This is a genomic window from Diaminobutyricimonas sp. LJ205 (genome assembly GCF_009755725.1).
Lineage (GTDB): Bacteria > Actinomycetota > Actinomycetes > Actinomycetales > Microbacteriaceae > Ruicaihuangia.
In genome coordinates this window covers 959,552-980,063 of record NZ_CP046619.1, presented here as the reverse complement: position 1 = coordinate 980,063, position 20,512 = coordinate 959,552, and the positions used below count along the sequence as shown (strand labels likewise).

16 protein-coding genes and 1 pseudogene are annotated in these 20,512 nt (G+C 67.5%); 10 read left to right on the top strand and 7 right to left on the bottom strand.

The window, feature by feature from the left end; all coding sequences use genetic code 11:
• Positions 1 to 161 precede the first annotated feature (161 nt).
• On the top strand, positions 162 to 893 hold the full coding sequence (locus GO591_RS04615) for a M50 family metallopeptidase (protein WP_370455345.1): 732 nt from the start codon (positions 162 to 164) through the stop codon (positions 891 to 893).
• Here GO591_RS04615 and GO591_RS04610 read toward each other — a convergent pair.
• On the bottom strand, positions 890 to 1,267 hold the full coding sequence (locus tag GO591_RS04610; protein WP_157155732.1) for a DUF805 domain-containing protein: 378 nt from the start codon (positions 1,265 to 1,267) through the stop codon (positions 890 to 892). The genes GO591_RS04615 and GO591_RS04610 overlap by 4 nt on opposite strands.
• Before the next feature lie 140 nt (positions 1,268 to 1,407).
• On the opposite strand from GO591_RS04610, the gene GO591_RS04605 reads away from it, so the two are divergent.
• The gene (locus GO591_RS04605) at positions 1,408 to 2,781 is read left to right on the top strand and encodes a GmrSD restriction endonuclease domain-containing protein (RefSeq protein ID WP_232466274.1); all 1,374 of its coding nucleotides are present in this window, start codon (positions 1,408 to 1,410) and stop codon (positions 2,779 to 2,781) included.
• A gap of 62 nt (positions 2,782 to 2,843) precedes the next feature.
• Here the strand turns inward: GO591_RS04605 and GO591_RS04600 are convergent, their stop codons facing one another.
• Entirely contained in the window at positions 2,844 to 4,079 is a 1,236-nt protein-coding gene (locus tag GO591_RS04600; protein ID WP_157155731.1) for an aminotransferase class I/II-fold pyridoxal phosphate-dependent enzyme, read from the bottom strand.
• Positions 4,080 to 4,253: 174 nt separating this feature from the next.
• Here GO591_RS04600 and GO591_RS04595 point away from each other — a divergent pair, with 174 nt between their 5' ends.
• From GO591_RS04595 to GO591_RS04570, 6 genes are all read left to right on the top strand, one after another.
• Positions 4,254 to 5,447 (top strand): ROK family transcriptional regulator, encoded by a 1,194-nt coding sequence (locus GO591_RS04595; RefSeq protein WP_157155730.1) that lies wholly within the window; start codon positions 4,254 to 4,256, stop codon positions 5,445 to 5,447.
• Positions 5,444 to 6,394, top strand: a complete 951-nt coding sequence (locus tag GO591_RS04590) for a carbohydrate ABC transporter permease (RefSeq protein ID WP_157155729.1) — start codon at positions 5,444 to 5,446, stop codon at positions 6,392 to 6,394. Before GO591_RS04595 ends, GO591_RS04590 begins: the two co-directional genes overlap by 4 nt.
• Positions 6,387 to 7,220 (top strand): carbohydrate ABC transporter permease, encoded by an 834-nt coding sequence (locus GO591_RS04585; RefSeq protein ID WP_157155728.1) that lies wholly within the window; start codon positions 6,387 to 6,389, stop codon positions 7,218 to 7,220. Before GO591_RS04590 ends, GO591_RS04585 begins: the two co-directional genes overlap by 8 nt.
• A 36-nt stretch (positions 7,221 to 7,256) precedes the next feature.
• Complete coding sequence (locus tag GO591_RS04580) at positions 7,257 to 8,507, top strand: ABC transporter substrate-binding protein (protein ID WP_157155727.1); 1,251 nt, start codon at positions 7,257 to 7,259, stop codon at positions 8,505 to 8,507.
• Positions 8,508 to 8,635: 128 nt separating this feature from the next.
• On the top strand, positions 8,636 to 9,739 hold the full coding sequence (locus GO591_RS04575) for a glycoside hydrolase family 15 protein (RefSeq protein ID WP_157155726.1): 1,104 nt from the start codon (positions 8,636 to 8,638) through the stop codon (positions 9,737 to 9,739).
• On the top strand, positions 9,736 to 11,973 hold the full coding sequence (locus tag GO591_RS04570; protein ID WP_157155725.1) for a glycoside hydrolase family 31 protein: 2,238 nt from the start codon (positions 9,736 to 9,738) through the stop codon (positions 11,971 to 11,973). The genes GO591_RS04575 and GO591_RS04570 overlap by 4 nt, the downstream gene beginning before the upstream one ends.
• A 31-nt stretch (positions 11,974 to 12,004) precedes the next feature.
• On the opposite strand, the gene GO591_RS15900 is transcribed toward GO591_RS04570, so the two are convergent.
• Positions 12,005 to 12,388 carry a YciI family protein gene (locus GO591_RS15900; RefSeq protein WP_255446940.1) on the bottom strand — a complete coding sequence of 128 codons (384 nt, stop codon included), beginning with the start codon at positions 12,386 to 12,388 and terminating at the stop codon, positions 12,005 to 12,007.
• 42 nt (positions 12,389 to 12,430) lie between these two features.
• Positions 12,431 to 13,072: pseudogene (locus GO591_RS15895) on the bottom strand (dihydrofolate reductase family protein); the annotation flags it as partial.
• Positions 13,073 to 13,266: 194 nt separating this feature from the next.
• On the opposite strand from GO591_RS15895, the gene GO591_RS04560 reads away from it, so the two are divergent.
• Positions 13,267 to 14,772 carry a M28 family metallopeptidase gene (locus GO591_RS04560; protein ID WP_232466273.1) on the top strand — a complete coding sequence of 502 codons (1,506 nt, stop codon included), beginning with the start codon at positions 13,267 to 13,269 and terminating at the stop codon, positions 14,770 to 14,772.
• 68 nt (positions 14,773 to 14,840) lie between these two features.
• Here GO591_RS04560 and GO591_RS04555 read toward each other — a convergent pair whose 3' ends face one another.
• Genes GO591_RS04555 through GO591_RS04545 form a run of 3 tightly spaced genes read right to left on the bottom strand, consistent with a single transcriptional unit; the run spans position 14,841 to position 19,410 of the window.
• Positions 14,841 to 15,212 (bottom strand): YccF domain-containing protein, encoded by a 372-nt coding sequence (locus GO591_RS04555; RefSeq protein ID WP_157155722.1) that lies wholly within the window; start codon positions 15,210 to 15,212, stop codon positions 14,841 to 14,843.
• A complete protein-coding gene (locus GO591_RS04550; protein ID WP_157155721.1) occupies positions 15,212 to 18,250 on the bottom strand; it encodes an AAA family ATPase in 3,039 nt (1,012 codons plus the stop codon). Before GO591_RS04550 ends, GO591_RS04555 begins: the two co-directional genes overlap by 1 nt.
• Positions 18,247 to 19,410 (bottom strand): exonuclease SbcCD subunit D, encoded by a 1,164-nt coding sequence (locus GO591_RS04545; RefSeq protein WP_157155720.1) that lies wholly within the window; start codon positions 19,408 to 19,410, stop codon positions 18,247 to 18,249. Before GO591_RS04545 ends, GO591_RS04550 begins: the two co-directional genes overlap by 4 nt.
• Positions 19,411 to 19,551: 141 nt before the next feature.
• Here GO591_RS04545 and GO591_RS04540 point away from each other — a divergent pair, with 141 nt between their 5' ends.
• Positions 19,552 to 20,475: an SDR family NAD(P)-dependent oxidoreductase gene (locus tag GO591_RS04540; protein ID WP_157155719.1), complete on the top strand. Its 924-nt coding sequence runs from the start codon at positions 19,552 to 19,554 to the stop codon at positions 20,473 to 20,475.
• Positions 20,476 to 20,512 lie beyond the last annotated feature (37 nt).

Below are 20,512 nucleotides of genomic sequence, written 5' to 3'. Positions count from 1 at the left end.
GCAGGTTCGTACCGCCCACCACGTCATGCAGTTGCCCCGGCTGTGGTGAGCAATCGAAACGAGCGGGATGCCGCCGCCGAACCAAGCGTTCGGTGGCGGCATCCGTCCTTTAAGGGACCGAGTCGGGCTGAGCGGTTACGAGGTCCTGCCAGACTGGAGGCATCGACATCCCTGATCTCTCCATCGACTGGTCGACGCTGTTCAGCCGCGCGGACCCGGTCGCCCTCTCCCCTGCGCTCACGCTCGGCATCCTCGCGATCGCCGCCGCCCTGAGCATTCCGCGCGCCACCTGGCAGGTCTTCGGCCTGTTCACGACTCTGGTGCACGAGCTCGGGCACGCGACGGCGGCGATCCTGACCGGACGAGTGGTGCACGGCATCCGGATTCGGCGGAATCATTCGGGCGAGGCGGTGAGCAGCGGACGCGGCGGCTTCGGCAGCGTGGTCAGCGGGATGTTCGGCTATCCGGCACCGGCGATCGTCGGCGCCGTGCAGCTCTGGAGCGTGTTCAACGGTTACACCGCGGCGGCCCTGTTCGGCGGCGGTGTCGTGCTCGTCCTGACCATCTTGGTGATCCGCAATCTGTTCGGCGTGCTCGTGGTGCTCGCCTCAGCCGCGGTGAGCATCGCGCTCTGGGTGTTCGCGACTCCTCAGGTGCAGAGCTATGCCCTGCTGGTGCTCGGCATAGTGCTGCTGGTCGGCGCTGTACGCGGACTCGGCACGGTCATCGCGGTGCATGTCCGACGGCGAGGACAGCTGCGCACCTCGGACGCGTACCTGCTTTACCTGCGCACGCGGGTGCCGTCGTTCGTCTGGTTGGTTGCCTTCGCGGCGGTGATCGGCGGATGCGTCGTGATTGCGGTCGGTTCCTACGCCGCGTACGTCGCTAGCTAACGCTCGACCGATGGGACGACGGTCGCACTGTCCCAGGAAGGTGCGTCCGTCCGCACCGACGGCTGGCAGAACAGGACGATGAGGATGATCCAACCGGCCAGCGGAACCAGGACGATGAACAGCCAAGCCCAGTGGTTGCCGGAATCGCGCAGACGCCGCACGCTGACGGCCAGCGAAGGCAGCAGCACAGCCAGCGACCACAGCGAGTTCAGGGCGCTCGAATCACCCCAGTACGTCACCGGGTCGACGAAGTTCGTCACCAGCGAGACGAGGGCGGTGAACAGTGTCCAGAACCAAAACTCCGATCGGCGCGCGTAGCCGCTGAAGTTGACGTAATTCCTGAAGCCGCTCGCAATCGCCTGACCAAAATTCATGGCCACATCCTAGGGGTGGCAAAAGTCCGCATGGTTCACACAGCCGCACAGGCCGTCCCTCCCCGTTCTGGGGCGGACGCGGCGATCACGATCCCCTGTAGTTTCGTCACTATCCCACGAACGCATCACAGAGGATCGCTATGTCCGAAACGCCCCGTTCAACCGAGCAGCGCGAGCGCTTGTTCAAGCCGACCAAAGGCACTTGGATCGGCATCGGGGTGGCTGGCATCTTCCTGCTGACAAGCCTCGCTTCCAGCGGCATTGGCGGCTTCCTGCTGATGGCAGGCGTCATTGGGCTCGGCACCGCGATCTACACCGTCGTCACCGGGCGCAGGTCGTGGGCCCTCATCCCGTCGCGCAAAATCGCGGCAATCACGCTTGCCACTTCACTCGTCGTTACCGTCGCGGGCAGCTCTCTTTACACCGCCGCAAATCCCCGCGAAGTGGACACGGCAAGTCCGCGCCCCGCCGCAACTGTCGTTCCGGAGGAAACGAAGTCCCCTACTCCGACTCCTACTCCTACTCCCACGAATGAGGCTGAAACGGCATTCACCGCGGAAGCGCCGATCGACCCGGCAACGGTCAAGTCTCCGGATGGTGAAGCGTCGGTTGCAGTAGCGGACAAATCCGTCACCAGCGGCGCCGCGCTCACTTTGCTGGCAACCCTTCCGATCAAGGGGAAAGCTCCTAAGACGGGTTACGACCGAGAAGGTCGGTTCGGAACCGCTTGGCTCGACGTGGATCGCAACGGATGCGACACCCGCAATGACATGCTCGCTCGTGACCTGACCGACATCACCCGTTCCGGACCGTGCAAGGTCATGAGCGGCGACCTCGTCTCTCCCTACACGGGCGGCACGGTCGACTTCGTCCGCGGTAACACCACGTCCACGCTGGTGCAGATCGACCATGTCGTCGCTCTTTCGAACGCGTGGCAAACCGGTGCGCAGCAGCTGTCGCAAAGCCAAAGGATCTCGTTTGCGAATGACCCGCTGAACCTTCTCGCCGTCGATGGCTCTTCGAACGCGCAGAAAGGGGCGGGGGACGCCGCCACGTGGCTCCCGAAGGCGAAGGATTTCCGCTGCGCGTACGTCGCTCGCCAGGTGTCAGTGAAGGCAACCTACGGTCTGTGGGTGACGCAGGCCGAACACGACGCAATAGCTCGTGTATTGGCCGACTGCCCCGACGAACCAGCGTCAAGCTCAGCCTTTGCACCCGAGCCAGCACCAATCGTCGCCGCCCCGGCGCCGGCTCCCGCACCGGCGCCTGCTCCGGCTCCTGCTCCTAAGCCGGCTCCTGCTCCTAAGCCGGCTCCCGCACCTGCCCCTGCTCCTGCTCCCGCTCCAGCGCCAGCTCCTGCGCCAGCACCTGCTCCCGCACCGGCGCCGGCCCCCTCGCAGTACTACGACAACTGCACGGCCGCACGGGCCGCGGGCGCCGCTCCGGTGCACGTAGGTGACCCGGGTTACGGCCGCCATTTGGATCGAGATGGCGACGGCGTGGGCTGTGAGTAGCGACGCGCGGACTGTGCAACGAGGTCCGGCCGTCGGCACCGCGGCTGGGAGCAACGCTGGCCCTACGGTATTCCACCCAGTCGGCCGGCTCCGCTGGCCGAAGTTGTCTCGGCCGCTTGAGCGAAGGCTGCCTCGAACCGCGGGATGCTCTCCTCGATCGTCCGCATCGTGGCGGTCAGCGAGATGCGGAAGAAGCCCGGTGTCTCGAACATCCGCCCCGGAAGCACCAGGACGCCCTCACGGTCCAGCGCCGCGACGAACGCTGCATCGTCCTCGAGCGGCGATTCGGGGAACAGGTAGAAGGTGCCTTCCGGCACGGTGACCCGGTATCCGATCGACCGGAGCGCCTCGACCATGACGTCGCGTTTGCGTTGGAACAGCGGGATGTCGAAGGCGAGCTTTTCGAGCCGCGGCAGCGCGTACTGCATCGAGGCGTTAGGAAACAGCCAGCCGGCGCACATCTGCACGGTCTCGATCGCATCCTGCATCGCGTCACGATCTGGCATAGCCGGCGACACCGCGAGGTAGCCGATCCGCTCGCCAGGCGAGAGCAGCGTCTTGCCGTAGCTGTAGGCGAGGAAGCTCCACGGGTAGAACTCCACCGGACTGCGGAAGCGGGCCCCGTCGAAGACGATCCGGTTGTAGGCCTCGTCGGAGATCAGGAAGATACGGCGCCCGTTCCGCTCCGACGCCTCGTCGAGCAGGGCAGCCAGGCGCTGCAGCGTCTCGACCGGATAGATCCTCCCGGTCGGGTTGTTCGGGCTGTTGACGATGACGATGCGAGTGCGGGGCGTGATGGCCTCCGCGATGGCGTCCAGGTCGAGATCGAACGTCTCCCGGTCGATCGACACCTTCACCGGCACGAGACCGGCTTCCAGGATGAGTCCCTCGTACAGGAACCACGGCGGCAGGCTGTAGACGACCTCGTCGCCGGGATCGCCGACGATCTTCAGCGCGGTCGAGATCGCCGCGAAACCACCGGTCGTGAGGTGGATGTCTCCAGGCTCGAACGGCAGGTCGAGATAGTTGCGCACGGAGTCGGTCGCGGCCTGGATCGCCTTCGCGTCCCCCAGGTTATAAGCGAACCACAGCTCGTGCTGCGGGAGCAGCGATTCACGCAGGATCTCGACGTAGGCAGCCGACGGCGGGTCATGCGGATCGCCGAAGGTGAAGTCGAGCACCCCGGGTTGATGTCGCCGCTCCTGATAACCGGAGAGCCGGTAGAAGTCGTACAGCAACTTGAACGGCGTCGCGCTGGCAACGGTCGCGACTCGGTGGGATTTGAGCTGGTCATCCATGCTCGGAGCTCCTTGGGAGTCAGGCGGGGTCTAGATCCCCCCTTCCCGCGAGCGCCATGGTACGCCTCCAGCGGGATGCGTTCCATAATCAGACGCCCGCTCGCCGTAGAGCACCTTGACGTGAAACGAAACTTCGTTTTAGACTTCATTTAGTCCTAAACAAAGGGGTTCGGAGTGTCACAGCCAAACGGGCGCACAGACGTCACGCGATCGGCGATTCTTGCGCAGATCGGCGCCCAAGGCCCGACCTCCCGCGCCGAGCTGGCTCGCGTGCTCGCCGTCTCCCCCGCTCTGATCACCCAGCTGTGCAAGCAGCTCATCGCCGACGGACTACTCACCGAACTCGAGTTCAGCCCGTCACAGGGCGGCCGCCCGGCTCGCCTGCTCGGACTGCAGGTCGACGCCGGCACCGCAATCGGGGTCAAGGTCGCCGCCGACCACCTCACCATCGTCGAGGTCGGTCTCGACGGCTCAGTCGCCCGCTCGGCGACCGAACCGTTCGACGCCGCCGACAGCGACGCGATCCCCAACCTCACCCAGGCACTGGAGCGTTTCATCGACGGCAGCCCTGCCGGTCCGCTGCTCGGCATCGGCATCGGCGTGCCTGGCAGCGTGGACCGGCAAGCCGACGGCATCGTCGACTCCACCCAGCTCGGCTGGAGCCGCATGCCGGTCGGCCCCGCCCTCCGGCGCGCGCTCGGCGTGCCGGTGCTCGTCGAGAACAACGTGAACGCCCTCGCCGTCGCAGAAACCCTGCACGGCCAGGCTCGCGGCTTCTCGGACGCACTCGTCGTCACCATCGGAACGGGCATCGGCGCGGGCATCGTCACCGACGGGGTCGTGCTGCGCGGGCACCGCGGCGGCGCCGGCGAGATCGGGCACATCCCGGTTTCCGACGGAGGTCCGCGCTGCCAGTGCGGGGCGAACGGATGCCTCGAAGCCCACATCGGCCAGGACGCCCTCATCGCCCAGGCGAGAGCCGCCGGGGTGATCGGCGCCGCGGCCGGCATGCCCGACCTGCGGCTGCGTGCCGATCGAGGAGACACCGGCGCGCGCGAGGTGTTCGCCGAAGCGGGCACGCTCCTCGGGCGAGCCCTCGCCGGGGTGGTCAACACCGTCGATCCCGAGATCCTCATCGTGCTCGGTGAGGGCGCCGAGTCCTGGCGGCACTGGTCGGAGAGCTTCGAGAAGGCGTTCCGCGCCCAGCTCATGCCGAGCAAGCGTGAACTGCCGATCGCGGTCGAGAGCTGGCAGGACGACCGCTGGGCGCAAGGCGCCGCGAGTCTTGTGCTCGCCACTCCGTTCGACGCGCAAGGCCTCGCCGGGGAACAGGGCCGGCTCGTGCGGGACCGGCTGGCGGCACGATGAGCACGCCAACCGTCACCGCCGAGCGGACGGAGGCCGCGGCATCCGCCCCTCCGCAGCCGCGCCGAAGCCGGCGCCCGAAACGCTGGCGCTACGCCGGCACCGTGCTGCTGTTCGTGCTGCCCAGCGCGATTCCGCTGGCCCTGTTCACGCTGTACCCGATGGTCGGCGCGTTCTGGGTGAGCCTGCACGAGTGGAACCTGCTCGCCCCAATGCAGTGGGTCGGCGCGCAGAACTATCTCGACCTGATCGGTGACGAACGCACCATGCGCGCGTTCAGCAACACCCTCTATTACATCGTCGGGTACCTGCCGCTGGTCTATGTCGGAGGGCTGCTGCTCGCGCTCGCGCTGAACGCCAGGATCGCCGGACGCAACCTGCTGCGTGGTGTGTACTTCCTGCCGGTGGTCACCAGCTGGATCGTGGTCGCATTGGTCTGGCGCTGGTTGCTGAACCCGTCGGTCGGCATCGTCAATCACGTGCTCGCCTGGGTCGGCATCGACGGTCCCGGCTGGTGGACGGACCCGGCGTGGGCGATGCCCTCGATCATCCTCGCCTCGGCGTGGAAAGACCTCGGCTTCGTGATGATCATCCTGCTCGCGGGGCTGCAGGCGATCCCGCAGGACCTGTATGAGGCGGCGACCGTCGATGGCGCCGGCTGGTGGCGGCGACTGTTCAGCATCACTCTGCCGATGCTCTCGCCGTCCACCTTCTTCGTCGTGGTCATCTCGCTGATCAACGGCTTCCAGGTGTTCGACCAGGTCTACGCGATGACCGGCGGCGGACCGGCCGGGGCAACTGAGGTGGTGGTGATGCGCGTTTACGACCTGACGTTCCGGTACGGCGCGGCCGGCGAGGCATCCGCCCTGTCCTGGATGCTGTTCGCCGTCGTGCTGGCGATCACCGTGCTGCAGATCCGTGGACAGAAGAAGTGGGTGAACTATGCGTAGCCGCGTCACTACCCGTTGCCGCATCAGCGGGATCACCCTCACCCTCCTCGTCGCGCTGGGTGCGCTGGTCATGTTCTTCCCGTTCCTGTGGACGCTCAGCACCTCACTGTCCTCCGGAGCCGGGCTGTCGGCGACGCCCAACCTGATCCCGAGCGACCCGTCGCTCGCCGCGTACGAGGAATTGTTCGCGAACACCCCGTTCGCCCAGGTCGTGCTCAACTCACTGGGCCTCGCGATCACGATCACGCTGCTGCAGCTGCTCACCAGTGCGATGGCCGCCTACGCGTTCAGCCGGCTGCCGTTCCGCGGCCGGAACATCCTGTTCGCCGTGTATCTCGCGACGATGATGGTGCCGATCCAGGTGCTGATCGTTCCGCTGTTCGTGCAGATGCGCGACCTCGGCCTGATCAACACCCACCTCGGCGTCGTGCTGCCGAGCATGGCCAGCGCATTCGGGGTGTTCCTGCTGCGGCAGGCGATGAACGCCGTGCCGCGCGAGCTCGACGAGGCGGCCACCATCGACGGCGCCGGCCATGTGCGGATCTTCGGCACCATCGTTCTGCCGCTGATCGGCCCGTCGCTGGCGACACTCACCGTGTTCGCGTTCATGAGCAGCTGGAACAGCTTCCTCTGGCCGCTGATCATCCTGCGCGACCCCGAGCTTCAGACCCTGCCCATTGCCCTCGCCGGACTCCAGGGGCAGTACACCACCCAGTGGGACGTGATGATGGCCGGCTCGGTCATCAGCGTGCTCCCCATGCTCGCGATCTACCTGTTCGCCCAGAAGTACGTCGTCCAGGGCGTCGCCAGTTCCGGCATCAAATAACCCCGCACCACCCCCATCGAAGGAGATTGGATCACCATGAAGCGCACAGCACTGACAACGGGTGTCGGCGTCGCCGCCGCGCTCGGCCTTGTCCTCACCGGATGCTCAAGTAACGCCGACACCGGTAACGGCGACGAGGGCATCGTCATCACCTACTCGAACTTCATCTCGAACGCTGGCAACGAGGAGAACCTGCAGAAGATCGTCGACGCATTCGAGGAGGAGAACGAGGGCATCACCGTCGAGGTGACCACCCTCCCCTACGCCGACTACTTCACCACGCTGCAGACCGACCTCGCCGGCGGCACCGTCGCCGACGTATTCGACATCGAGTTCGCCAACTACGCCGGCTACCAGGAGAGCGGCGTGCTCGCCGAGCTCAAGGATGTCGACACCAGCGTCTACCAGGACTCGCTCGCCGACGCCTACCAAACCGACGGCACCCAGTATGCGCTGCCGAGTTCGTTCTCGAACGTCGTGCTGTTCTACAACAAGGACCTCTTCGACGCGGCGGGTCTCGACTACCCCACCGGTGACTGGACCTGGGCTGAGGAGCAGCAGGCTGGCGAGGCGCTGACGGATGCCGCGGCCGGCGTCTGGGGCGACTATCAGCCGATCAGCTACCACGAGTACTACAAGGCTGTAGCCCAGGCTGGCGGCGACTTCCTGAACGAGGACGGCACCAAGGTGGCGTTCAACTCCCCCGAGGGCATCAAGGCGGCCGAGTGGCTGGTCGGCAAGAGCGGCAGCACCATGCCGACCGCCGAGCAGGGCGCAGGCACGCCCGACTTCGACAGTGGCCTGTTCGCCGAAGGCAAGCTGGCCATGTGGCACACCGGCATCTGGATGTTCGGCGGCCTCGCCGATGCCGGCTTCAACTGGGACATTGCGGTTGAGCCGGGCGACGCGCAGCAGGCCAGCGCCATGTTCTCGAACGCGGTCGCCGTCTCGGCCGGCAGCAAGAACATCGAGGCCGCGCAGAAGTTCGCCGAGTTCCTCACCAGCTCGGAGACCATGGTTGACGTGCGGCTCGACAGCGGCTGGGAACTGCCGCCGATCTCCGATGAGGCGAAGCTGGACTCGTACCTGACCAAGGGCGCTCCCGAGAACCGTCAGGCCGTGTTCGACTCGCTCGACGGTGTCGCGTTGGCCCCGTCCATCGGCGCCAGCCAGGCCGAGATGCAGGACATCGTCAGCGAGGAGCTCACCGAGGCGGCCGCCGGTCGGAAGACCGTCGAAGAGGCGATCGCCTCCGCCGAGGAGCGCGTGAACGCCATCCTCGGGTAGCCATTCAGTAAACCCGTTGGTCGAGCCTGTCGAGACCCCCGCTCGTGAAGGTCTCGACAAGCTCGACCAGCGGGTACTCCCCCAGCGGGCACTCCCTTTCTTATCCACTCTGCGTCGAATCAGGACCCATGGCCCCCACCTCCACTGCGCTCGGCGAGCTTCTCGACCACTCGCGCACGCTCATCCGCTCGCTGCAGCATCCGTCCGGTGCGTATCCGGCCAGCCCGACCTTCTCCGCCTACCGCGGCTACTCGTGGTTCCGGGACGGCGCCTTCATCGCCGACGGCATGTCCGCGGCCGGTGAGGCCCTGTCGGCGAGCGCCTTCCACGACTGGTGCGCCTCGACGGTGCTGCGCCACGCCGGGCAGATCGAGCGCATCATCGCCGCGGCCGACGCCGGCACGCCGCTGCCCGACAACGAGATGCTGCCCACCCGGTTCACCCTGGACGGCGAGATCGGCAGCGATGACTGGTGGGACTTCCAGCTCGACGGCTACGGCACCTGGCTATGGGCGGTCACCGAGCATGCCGAGCGCCATGGGCTCGATCAGAATCGGTGGGCGGATGCCGCGGCCCTGGTCGTGCGGTACCTGATCAGTTCGTGGTCACGCCCGTGCTTCGACTGGTGGGAGGAGCACGTCGAGCAGATCCATGGCTCCACGCTCGGCTGCGTCATCGGTGGCCTGGAGGCTGCGGTGCGGCACGGGCTGGTCGACGGTGACCTTGCCGTGCGGGCGCGGGCCGCGGCATCCGATGCCCGGCATTTTCTGGAGACCAGCCTCGTCAGCGACAGGCACGTCGTGAAGTGGTTGGGCAGCACCGCTGTCGACGGCAGCCTGAGCGCGCTCGTCGGGCCGATGAGCGTGCTCGACTCCGCATCGGAGCTCGCCCGGCAGACGGTCGCGGCGATCGACCGGGAACTGTGCGCCGACGGCGGCGTGCACCGGTTCAGCGGCGACACCTTCTTCGGCGGCGGGCAGTGGCCGCTGCTGTCGTGCTTCCTCGGGCTGGCGCAGCTGGCGATCGGCAACCGGGCCGAAGCGGAGCGGCTGCTCGAATGGGCAGTGTCGACGGTTACCGCCGATGGTTCGCTGCCGGAACAGGTGAATTGGCATCTGCTCGACGAGACGTTCGAGCAGGAATGGATTGATCGGTGGGGACCCGTGGCGACCCCGCTGCTGTGGAGCCACGCGATGGTGCTGCGGCTCGCAGCGGAACTGGAGGAATCATGATCCGGCATCGACCGAACGGTTCGGGACATCCGTACGCCGACGACACCGAGCAGCGCTTCCCCGTGCAGCCGGTCGCCGGTGAATCGCTGCGGCTGGGCGTACGCACCTCAGGTGAGGTGGACCGGGTCTCCGTGGAGCTGGTCACCACGGCATCCGAACCGCGCACCGAGCTGATCGAGCTGTCGCCGGTGCGGCGCTCCTCGCGCGGCCAGGTCGTCGATGGCGGTCACCTCGCCAGCGCGCAGGCGCGGCTCGCCCGGGACCAGGGTGGCTGGCAGGTATCGCTGCCCGCGTCGGCCCTGCCCCCCGGCGCCGCGCTGCGCTACCGGTTCACCGCGCACCGCGGCGACAGCACCGAGCGCACCCGCTGGTTCGAGACCGCGGTCGCGGGCTGGGAGAAGGCGGATGACGCGGTCATCGCCGACCCGACCGGCACCGTCGTGCCCGGCAGCGTCAGCGTGCTGCGCGCCGGTGACCGGGTGACGCGGGTGCGCTTTGCCCTGCCGCTCAAGCCCGGCGAGCACATCACCGGTTTCGGCGAGCGCTTCGACGCGCTCGACCACCGCGGCACCACGCTCGACTCGATGGTGTTCGAGCAGTACAAGAGCCAAGGCGAGCATCGGCGCACCTACCTGCCGATGCCGTTCGCGCACGTCGTCGGCGGGGACGGCTGGGGTTTCCACGTGCGCACCTCGCGCCGGGTGTGGTTCGATCTGGGCGCCTCCTCCCCCGACCGGTTGTGGATCGAGGCCGAGGTCGACGAGGCAGTCGGCTCCCCCACGGTGTCGCTCGGTATCTACACCGGCCGCCCGCACGAGGTGCTGTCGGCGTTCCTCGACGAGGTCGGCCGGCCGAAGGAGCTGCCGGACTGGGTATTCCGGCTCTGGGCCAGCGGCAACGAGTGGAACACGCAGGCCGAGGTCGAGAAGCAGGTGGCCCTGCACGCCGAGCACGACATCCCGGTCGGTTCGGTGGTGATCGAGGCATGGAGCGACGAGTCCAGCTTCACGATCTTCCGCGACGCCAAGTACACGGTGCGCGAGGACGGCGGCCCGATGCGCCTGGCCGACTTCACCTTCCCCGCCGAGGGCGCCTGGCCGGACCCCAAGGGGATGGTCGATCGCCTGCATGAGCAGGGCGTGAAGCTGCACCTGTGGCAGATCCCACTGATCAAGATGCGCCCGCACCCGACCGGGCAGGCGAAGGCGGATGCCGCGGCCGCCATCCGCGAGAATGTGCTGATCCGCGAACGCACCCCGGATGGCGGGCTGCGTCCGTATCGGAACCGGGGCTGGTGGTTCCCGCTCGGGCTGATGCCCGACCTGACCGATGAGCGCGCCGCCGACTGGTGGACTGACAAGCGCCGCTACCTGGTCGAGGAACTCGGTATCGACGGCTTCAAGACCGACGGTGGCGAGCATGCCTGGGGCGAAGACCTCGTCTACCTCGATGGTGAGTCCGGGGCATCCGGCAACAACACGTTCCCGGTCGCCTATGCCGCGGCATACGGGCGGCTGCTGGAGTCATGCGGCAAGGCGCCGGTGACCTTCAGTCGGGCGGGCTTCACCGGGTCCCAGGCGCACGGCGCGTTCTGGGCCGGGGATGAGAACTCGACGTGGGAGGCGTTCCGCTGGTCGATACTGGCCGGGCTGAGTGCGGCCGCGAGCGGCATCGTCTACTGGGGATGGGATATCGCCGGCTTCTCGGGCGACATCCCGGATGCCGAGCTGTACGTTCGCGCGATGGCGGCGTCGGTGTTCGTGCCGATCATGCAGTACCACTCCGAGTTCAACCACCACCGCACCCCGTCACGCGATCGCACGCCGTGGAACATCGCGGAGGTGACCGGGGATGCATCGGTGATTCCTGAGGTTCGCGCGCTGGTGCAGCTGCGCGAGCGGCTGGTGCCGTACATCGCGGCGTCGGCGCGGGTGACGCTGGAAACCGGGAAGCCGCTGATGCGTCCGCTGTACTTCGAGCACCCGGATGACCCGCAGGTGTGGGAGCACCCGGTGCAGTGGATGTTCGGTGATGACCTGCTGGTGGCGCCGGTGCTGGAGGCCGGGGTTACCGAGTGGCCGGTCTATCTACCTGCTGGGGAGTGGCTGGATGTCTGGACGGGGACCCGGTTCGACGGCGGTCAGGTCGTCAATGTCCAGACGCTCCGGGACACGGTGCCGGTGTTCGCGCGAGCAGATGCCTGGGGTGAGCTCGCCGACGTGTTTCAGTCGTAGCTGGGCGTTCTTGCCTCCCGGCATGGTCTGGTCAGTCGTCCGGCATCGAGCGGCGATCGCCGACCGGACGATCCGCGAGCGGGAACGTCAGCGCACCGCCGCGCACCCACCACTCCATCACGTCGTAGGCGAGCCGCCCCGCCACAACAGAGGGGTCGCCCTCGGACAGCCGGGCGGCCTCGGCCGGGTCGCAGGCGAAGATCGACATTCCTCGATACGACGGATCGTTTTGCTGGTCGAACGGGCCATTCGCGACCAGTACGCCCCGCCGTGCCAGCTCGGCGCGGTAGGCGAGATGGCGCGACTGCAGCACGTCGAGTTCTTCGTCCGACATCTCCGGGGCGTCATCCGGCCGCCGCAGAACCACGACCGTGTAGACGTCAAATGCGTCGGGGATGTTCGGATCGCGCGGCATGGCTCCGACTTCTCTATCGAGCTCGATCGACGCGATTGAGTCCGCTGCCCGGGTGAACGTCACGTGCGTGACTCCGGTCGGCGACGAGGTCGCCTCCACCGCGTAGTCCTTCTCGAGCCCCTCGAGCCCGTCCCAGAGTCGGACACCGCGGCCGAGCAGAATCGGCACCACCACCACGTGCAAGTGGTCGACGAGCCCGGCCGCGAGGAAGTCGCGGATCATGGTTGCTCCCCCGCCGAGGCGAACGTCCTGGCCGCCCGCAGCCTCGCGGGCCGCCTCAAGCGCCTCGGCAGGTGACGCGTCGAGGAAGTGGAACGTCGTGCCGCCCTCCATCTCGATCGACGGGCGCGGGTGATGGGTCAGCACGAAGGTCGGCGTATGGAACGGTGGGTTGCTCCCCCACCACCCCTTCCACTCCGGATCCTCATGCCATCCGGGTGGGCCGAACTTGTTGGCGCCCATGATCTCGGCACCGATTCCCACATCGAACTGCCGCGCAAATGCTTCATCGACACCGCGGGAACCGCTGGGCCGGCCGAACATCTCCCCGCCAAACCGGGTCGCGAACATCCACTCGTGCAGCCGGTCACCGGCGTGGCCGAACGGCGCCTCGAGGCTCTGGGGTTCCCCGGTGCCGAAGCCGTCGAGCGAGATGGAGAAGTTCTGGACTCGTGCGAGAGACATCCGTCGGCTCCTTCGATTGGCACGTATACCACGAATCCGGTTCAAGAACACTCTATTGCTCCCGACACGGTTGCCTCTAGGCTCAGCCCCAAATGGGGGCCAATAAGGCCGCCTTATTCGAAGGGAAAATGATGTCACAAGTCACCAGATCCCGAGGGATCGCGTTAGCGACGGCTGCGGCCTTCGCTATCGCCTTGATCCCGGCCGGGGCGGCAACGGCCGCTCCCGCAGCGAAGTGCGACAACCGTAACAACAACACCATCTCCAAACTTCTCGAGTGCGTGAACGCCGACGGTGCAATGGAGCACCTCGAGGCGTTCCAGCGCATCGCCGACGAGAACGGCGGCAACCGTGCTGCCGGCCTGCCCGGCTACGAGGCGAGCGTCGACTACGTCGTCGAAACCCTCGAGGCGGCCGGGTGGAACGTGACCATCGACGAGTTCGATTTCACGTTCGTCGGGCCCTCGACACTCACGCAGCTGACCCCAACGAATGCGGAGTACCCGACCGGGCCGTTCACCGGCAGCGGCCCGGGTGACGTGACGGCGTCCGTCGTCGGAGTCGACCTGCAACTCGGCCTCGGCAATGCGAACACCAGTGGATGCGACGACGCCGACTTCGTGGGCTTCCCCGCCGGCTCCATCGCCCTCATTCAGCGCGGTTTCTGCCCGTTCGCCGACAAGGCGATCAACGCTGAAGAAGCGGGCGCCGCCGGCGTCATCATCTTCAACGCGGGCGACGCCGCCACTGCCGACCGTCAGGACCTCATCGTCGGCACGCTGGGCGGCTCGAACATCGTCGGCATCCCCGTGGTCGGTGCCAGCTACGAGCAGGGTGTTGCCCTCTCGCAGGCGGGATCAACGGCCCACGTCTTCGTGCCCGCACCCGAGCTGCGTCCGCAGAAGAACGTGATCGCGGAACTGCCCGGCACGAACACCGACAACGTCGTCATGGCCGGCGCGCACCTCGACTCGGTGCAGGCAGGTCCCGGCATCAACGACAACGGCAGCGGTTCCGCTTCGCTGCTCGAGATCGCCCAAAACCTGTCGAAGCTGAAGCCAGAGAACACCATCCGCCTCGCATGGTGGGGTGCCGAGGAGGCAGGTCTGATCGGCTCGCAGGCCTACGTCGACGGTCTCTCGCAGGCCGAGAAGGACCGCATCGCGCTGTACCTCAACTTCGACATGGTCGCGTCGCCGAACTACATCTTCATGATCTACGACGGTGACGAATCGCAGTTCCCGGCGCCGGTCGACGTGCCCGCGGGCTCGGTTCAGATCGAGGACCTCTTCGAGAGCTACTTCACGAGTGTGGGGCAGCCCTATGACGACGCCGAGTTCAGCGGTCGCAGCGACTACGAAGCCTTCATCCTCGAGGGCATCCCGGCCGGTGGCCTGTTCACGGGCGCCGAGGTCGTCAAGACCGCCGAGCAGCAGGCGATCTGGGGCGGTGTCGCGGGTGAGTCCTTCGACCAGTGCTACCACCAGGCGTGCGACACGATCGACAACGTGAACGTCGAGGCGCTCGACGTGAACATCGATGCGATCGCGCTTGCCGTGCTCGTCTACTCCTACTCCACGGAGTCGGTGAACGGCGTCAAGGGCAAGAGCATCCCGGGTGGTCTCAACCTCCCGGCGCCCGCCGGTCCCCAGGGCACCACCGGCAGCGGCGGCGGCCACTCGCACGGTGACCACGTCTAAGAACTGACGCACTGAGAACGAAGGGTGGGGGTGCTGCAACGGCACCCCCACCTGTCGTCAGCTGCTTGCTACTGGTCGACGATGTCCTTGCCGAGTGGCAGCAGTGACACGGGCACCATCTTGAAGTTCGCGATGCCGAACGGGATGCCGATGATCGTGATGCACAGGGCGATGCCGCTCAGGATGTGTCCGATGGCGAGCCACCAGCCGGCGAGGATGACCCAGATGACGTTGCCGAGCGCCGAGCCGAGGCCCGCGCCGGGCTTGTCCACCACGGTCTTGCCGAATGGCCAGAGCGCGTAGACGCCGATGCGCGCGGCGGCGATGCCCCAGGGGATCGTGACGATCAGCACGAACATGATCACTGCGGCGAGCATGTAGCCCAGGAACAGCCAGAAGCCGGACAGGATCAGCCAGATCAGGTTGAGGATCGTCTTCATCACGGTCCAGTCTGGCAGTCGATCTCGCTCCACCCGGCATCCGTCACGCTGATCCGCAGCTTCGCGGGGATCTGCTCCTTCATCGCCTCGACGTGACTGATCAGCCCGATCGTGCGGCCGCCGGCGCGCAGCGAGTCGAGGGTGCTCATCGCGATCTCAAGGGTTTCGCCATCGAGTGAGCCGAAGCCCTCGTCGACAAAGAGTGTGTCGAGCGTGATGCCGCCGGCCTGGTTGGTGACCACCTCGGCGAGCCCCAGCGCCAGCGCAAGCGAGGCGAGGAATGTCTCCCCGCCCGACAGCGAATGCGTGGCACGAGCGCGGCCGGTGTGCTGGTCCAGGATCGCCAGCCCCAGCCCCGATCGGGTGTTGCGGTACTGCACCGAATCGTCGTGCTGCAGCTCATACCGACCGGACGTCATCGTCCGCAGTCGCCCGTTCGCCGCGGCGACGATCTCCTCGAGCTGCGCCGCGAGCACATAGGTCTCGAGTCGCATGCGCTTGGTGTTGGTCTTGCCACCCTGGACCGCGTCCGCGAGCGATCGCACCTGGTCGTACTCCTCGCGCAGGGCTGCGGATGCCTCCAGCCTGCCCTCGACGTCGCCGACGAGTCGCTCCAGCTGACCGTGTCGCTCGCGCACACTGCCTAGCACCGCGACAGTGTCGGAATGCGCCTTCCGCGCGGCGGCAAGCTGCTCGGCGGCAGCATCCGTCGACACCAGCTCGTCCGAAAGGTCCGCGAGCTCCGGCTCGGCGAGGGTTGCCCGGGCGGTGGCGACTCCCTGCTCGTGCTCCTTGATCCGCTGCTCGAGGGCGACCCGTTCCGCCTGCTCGAGACGTGCGGAATCGACCGCGTGCTCATCGGCGAAGTCATGCTCGACGAGCTGCGCCTGCAGCGCGGTCGTCGCGGTCTCCAGTGCCGCGGTGCGGGCGACGCGGTCATCGATCGCGCGCTCCAGTTCCCGCGCGGCTTCGAGGTGCTTGTGCAGTGCGGCGGCGCGACCGGCCACCGTCTCGTAGTCGGCGCGCTGGCGTTCGACGCGCTCAGCAAGTTCGGAGCGGCGCACCTGGGCGGCCGCCCGCTCCGTCTCGACGCGGTCCCGCTCGGTACGGAGCGTCTGCTGCTCGGCCTCGAGCGACTCGAGTTCGGCGCGCAGGGCGGCCTGCTCGGTCTCGAGCCGAGTGACCTCCGCGGCGGCCTCGGTCGACGTCGTAAGCGCGGCTCGGGCGGCGGCCAGCAGTTCGTCGATCGCCTCGACAGAGCGCTGCTCGGCACGGGCTCTCGCGTCGGTCAGCTTGTCGGCAAGTTCCTTGGCCTCGGCGCGAGCGGTGTCCATCGTCGCGCGGGTCGCGTCGAGCTGCTCGCGGGCGGCGTCGATGTCGGCATCCGACACCGAGTCCTCGCTCGCTTCCGCCGGCTGAGGATGTTCGGTCGACCCGCACACCGCGCACGGCTCCCCCGCCTGCAACTGCGCGGCCAGCTCACCTGCGGCGCCGCGCAGCCGGGTGGTGAGCAGCTCCTCGACCCGTCCGGACGCCGCGGTGTGCGCCCTGACCGCCTCGAGTTCACGGGCCTGCGCGGCGGTGACCTTCGGGTCAAGCGCGGCGGCGTCGGCTGCGGCCGCCCGCGCCTTCGCGAGCCGATCGACGTTTGCCGACGCATCCGCCTGTCGTCCGGCCTCGACCTTCGCCGTCGTCAACGCGTCACCGATCTGGGTGAGCCGAACCGGCAGGTCGATGGCCCGGGTGGCCGCGGCGGCGACCTGCTCGTCGAGCCCGTCGACCGTGGTGCCCAATTGCGCGAGGGTCGCGTCGAGCGTCGGCAATCCGGCCTCATCGCGCAGCACTTCGTCGAGCGCCCCGAGCGTGCGGGTGAGCTCGTCGGTCACCGCGGTGAGTGTGGCGGCATCCGTCGCCTGATCGCCGAAGCCGGCGTACACGCCACGCGCGGTGGACTCGTCGGCCTGGGCCGCTTCGAAGGCGACCGCCGCCTCGCGACGCGCGGTGACATGCGGCCAGAGCGCGGCCGCGCGCACCGCCGCCTGCAGCGCGGCACGGCTGGACTCGACCGCGGCGGCTTCCGCATCCAGCGCGGCGACCTTCGCGCGCGCCAGGTCGCGGCGGGTCTGCCGCTGCTGGGTGGTCACCAGCGCCTGATGAGCGGATGCCGCGGCCTCGGCGTGGTCGCGGGCACGGTCGGCGTCGGCTGTTGCCCGCTCGAGAACCTCGGTGAGCGCGGCCAGCGCCGCGGTGAACCAGTCCAGCCCGGGAGCCGCATCGACGTCGAAGGCGAGCGCCGCGGAGCCGTCGGTGAGAGCCACTGAGCCGGCGTCGATCGTCCCCGTCGCGGCGACGGATGTCTCAACCGAACCGGCCACCAGCAAGTCGCTCGCCCGTTGCCGGTCGCGCTGGAGTTCGTCGATGGCGCTGCCGAGCTGGGCGTCGAGCGCCTTGGAGCGCTCGACGATCGCGGTCTCGTAGCGTTCGAAGCGTTCGGTGCCGAACAGGGTGCGTAGCAGGGCTCCGCGTTCGTCGTTCTTAGCGAGCAGGAACTGCTGGAAGCGGTTCTGCGCGAGCAGGATCACCTGCAGGAACTGGTCCTTGCTGAGCGCGACGATGCGGGCCAGCTCGGTCCCGACGTCGACCGGCCGGGACGCGATCCCTTCCCAGCCATCGTTGCGCCAGATGAAGAGGTCGGCGTCGGCCTTCTGCGTGGTGGTGCCGGTGCCGCGTGCCTTGGGGCGTTCGTACTCCGGGGTGCGCCGCACCCGGTAGCGCTGGTCGCCGACCGTGAAGTCGAGTTCGACGTAGCTCGGGTCGTCGATCTCGCAGTGGTGGCTGCGCAGTTGGGTCTGGGTGCCGTCATAGCGTGGCACTGAGTTGTACAGTGCGAAGCAGATCGCGTCGAGGATGCTCGATTTGCCGGCGCCGGTCTTGCCGGAGATCAGGAAGATGCCGTCGTCGGCGTAGGAGTCGAAGTCGACGGTTTGCGCCTGTTTGTAGGGGCCGAATCCGGCGAGTTCGAGGCGGTTGATCCTCATGCCGTGGCCTCCTGGGCGCGTTCGGCGGCGATGACCTCGCCAATCACGGCCTGTTCGGCGTCGGTGGGTCCGATGCCGTTGCGCACGAGTTCGAGGAAGCCGCCGACGATCTCGTGGTCGGACTTCGCGTTCACCCGCTCGGCATAGGTGACGGTATCGGTGACCAGGTGGATCGCCGGACGGTGCTCGAGGGTCGCGCAGCCGGGGAAGCGTTCCTGCAGCCGGCGCATGGCGTCGATCGGGCGGGCCTGGTCGGTGAGGATGGCGGAGACCCAGTCCTGTTCGAACTCGGTGTACGCGGCATCCGTCAGCAGGTCGTCGATAGGTCCGGTGAGGATGCTCAGTCGGCGGGGTATCGGCAGGTCGACCCAGTCGACCGAGGCGAGACCGGTGGCGTCGAGTTCGACCAGCCAGGCGCCGCGCGGTTTGCCGGCCTCGGCGAACGAGTAGTGCAGCGGGGCGCCGGAGTAGCGCACCCGGTCGCTCAGCTGGGACCGGCCGTGGATGTGGCCGAGGGCGACATAGTCGGGTCCGTCGAACACCGGCAGCGGCACCACGTCGAGCCCGCCGGCGGTGATGTCACGTTCCACGTCGCTGGCCTCGTCGCTCGCGGCTACCCCCGCAGCGAAGCAGTGCGAGAGCACCACCGAGCGGCCACCGCGTTCGGCGGCATCGGCGCGGATGTTGCGCATGGCGAAGCCGAGCGCCTGCTCGTGGGTGCGCAGGGTTTCGATTGGGTAGAGGTGGCGGATGAGCGCTGGCTCCAGGTACGGGATGCCGTAGAAGTGCACCGACCCGTGCTCGTCCTCGATGCTGACCGGGCGGTCGTGCTGTTCGACGCGGGTGATCACGTGCACTCCGCCGAGGCCGGCGAACTCGGCCTGGAACCCGAGGCGCTTGGCCGAGTCGTGGTTGCCGCTGGTGACGATGACGGATGCTCCGGCCTCACGGATCCGGCGAAGCGCCTCAGTGAGCAGGTCGAAGTAGTCGGCGGCCGGGGTGGCGGAGTCGAAGACGTCGCCGGCGACAACGACCACATCAACCTGGCGCTCTCGCACCACCTCGACCAGCGCGGTGAGTACTTCGCGGAGGGCCTCCACCGTGGAGTGGCCGTGGAACGTGCGTCCGATGTGCCAGTCCGACGTGTGGAGAATCCTCATGGGACGACGGTATCGGGAGCCACCGACAAGCCAGGCCCGACGCCTACGGACACGGGTTCGGCGAACCGCCGGAATATGCTTATGCATGAGCTTGTTGGCCTAATCATGAGCCGGCTGGCTCGTCACAAGGAGTTGATTAGTTTGTTGAATTTTGAAGGCCGCGTAGCGATTGTCACCGGCGCCGGCCAGGGCATGGGCAAGCTGCACGCAATCACGCTGGCATCGCGGGGCGCCCGGGTCGTCGTGAACGATGTCTCGCAGGCGAACGCCGAGCAGGTCGTGAAGGAAATCGTCGATGCCGGAGGCACCGCCGTCGTAGACGTGCACGATGTCGCCACCGAGGCATCGGCCATCGTGCAGACGGCCATCGATGCTTACGGGCAGCTCGACATCGTCGTCAACAACGCCGGTATCATCCGTGTCGGCCTGTTCGGTGAGCAGGCTTCGGAGGAGTTTTGGCAGGTCTTCGACGTGTCGTTCCGCGGCACTGCCGAACTCTCCCGCGCCGCCTGGCCGCACCTGGTGAAGTCCGGCTCCGGCCGGCTGATCTTGGTCTCTTCCAGCGGCATCCTGGCCAACCCCGGAGCCGCCGCTTACGGCTCCGCCAAGGGCGCGATCTGGGCGCTCGGCAACACCCTCGCCATGGAGGGCGACCGCGTTGGCGTGCAAGTGAGCACGCTCATGCCCACCGCCTGGACCCCGATGACCGAGAACGCGTACAGCGACCCGACCATCCTCAGCACGCTCCGTGACGGTATGGGCCCGGAGCACGTCGCGAACTTCGTCGCCTACCTCTCGCACCAGGACACCACGGTGCACGGTGACCTGTTCCAGGTCAGCGGTGGCCGCGCCGGCCGCATGGTTCTCGCCGGTCTGCCGCGCGTGCAGTCCACCGAGGACACCCCCGAAGGATGGGCGGATGTTGCGGACCAGCTGAAGGCGGACTCCGACGAACTGGTGCAGTACCGGGTCACCGGCGAGCAGTTCACCGACGAGATGATCGCGGCGAACCCTGCAGTCGAAGAGGCCTTCAAGAACATGAACACCGCGGACCTCGGCGCGTAACCGCTAAACAGCGACACAACGGCGGTCCGCTGGCAGC

What these genes read in the sequence shown, in the direction of transcription:
- GO591_RS04545 (WP_157155720.1), bottom strand. Translation starts at nt 19,410, where the DNA reads ATGAGGATTCTCCACACGTCGGACTGGCACATCGGACGCACGTTCCAC.
- GO591_RS04605 (WP_232466274.1), top strand. Translation starts at nt 1,408, where the DNA reads ATGTCCGAAACGCCCCGTTCAACCGAGCAGCGCGAGCGCTTGTTCAAG.
- GO591_RS04580 (WP_157155727.1), top strand. Translation starts at nt 7,257, where the DNA reads ATGAAGCGCACAGCACTGACAACGGGTGTCGGCGTCGCCGCCGCGCTC.
- GO591_RS04570 (WP_157155725.1), top strand. Translation starts at nt 9,736, where the DNA reads ATGATCCGGCATCGACCGAACGGTTCGGGACATCCGTACGCCGACGAC.
- GO591_RS04550 (WP_157155721.1), bottom strand. Translation starts at nt 18,250, where the DNA reads ATGAGGATCAACCGCCTCGAACTCGCCGGATTCGGCCCCTACAAACAG.
- GO591_RS04555 (WP_157155722.1), bottom strand. Translation starts at nt 15,212, where the DNA reads ATGAAGACGATCCTCAACCTGATCTGGCTGATCCTGTCCGGCTTCTGG.
- GO591_RS04610 (WP_157155732.1), bottom strand. Translation starts at nt 1,267, where the DNA reads ATGAATTTTGGTCAGGCGATTGCGAGCGGCTTCAGGAATTACGTCAAC.
- GO591_RS04575 (WP_157155726.1), top strand. Translation starts at nt 8,636, where the DNA reads ATGGCCCCCACCTCCACTGCGCTCGGCGAGCTTCTCGACCACTCGCGC.
- GO591_RS04585 (WP_157155728.1), top strand. Translation starts at nt 6,387, where the DNA reads ATGCGTAGCCGCGTCACTACCCGTTGCCGCATCAGCGGGATCACCCTC.
- GO591_RS04600 (WP_157155731.1), bottom strand. Translation starts at nt 4,079, where the DNA reads ATGGATGACCAGCTCAAATCCCACCGAGTCGCGACCGTTGCCAGCGCG.
- GO591_RS04590 (WP_157155729.1), top strand. Translation starts at nt 5,444, where the DNA reads ATGAGCACGCCAACCGTCACCGCCGAGCGGACGGAGGCCGCGGCATCC.
- GO591_RS15900 (WP_255446940.1), bottom strand. Translation starts at nt 12,388, where the DNA reads ATGCCGCGCGATCCGAACATCCCCGACGCATTTGACGTCTACACGGTC.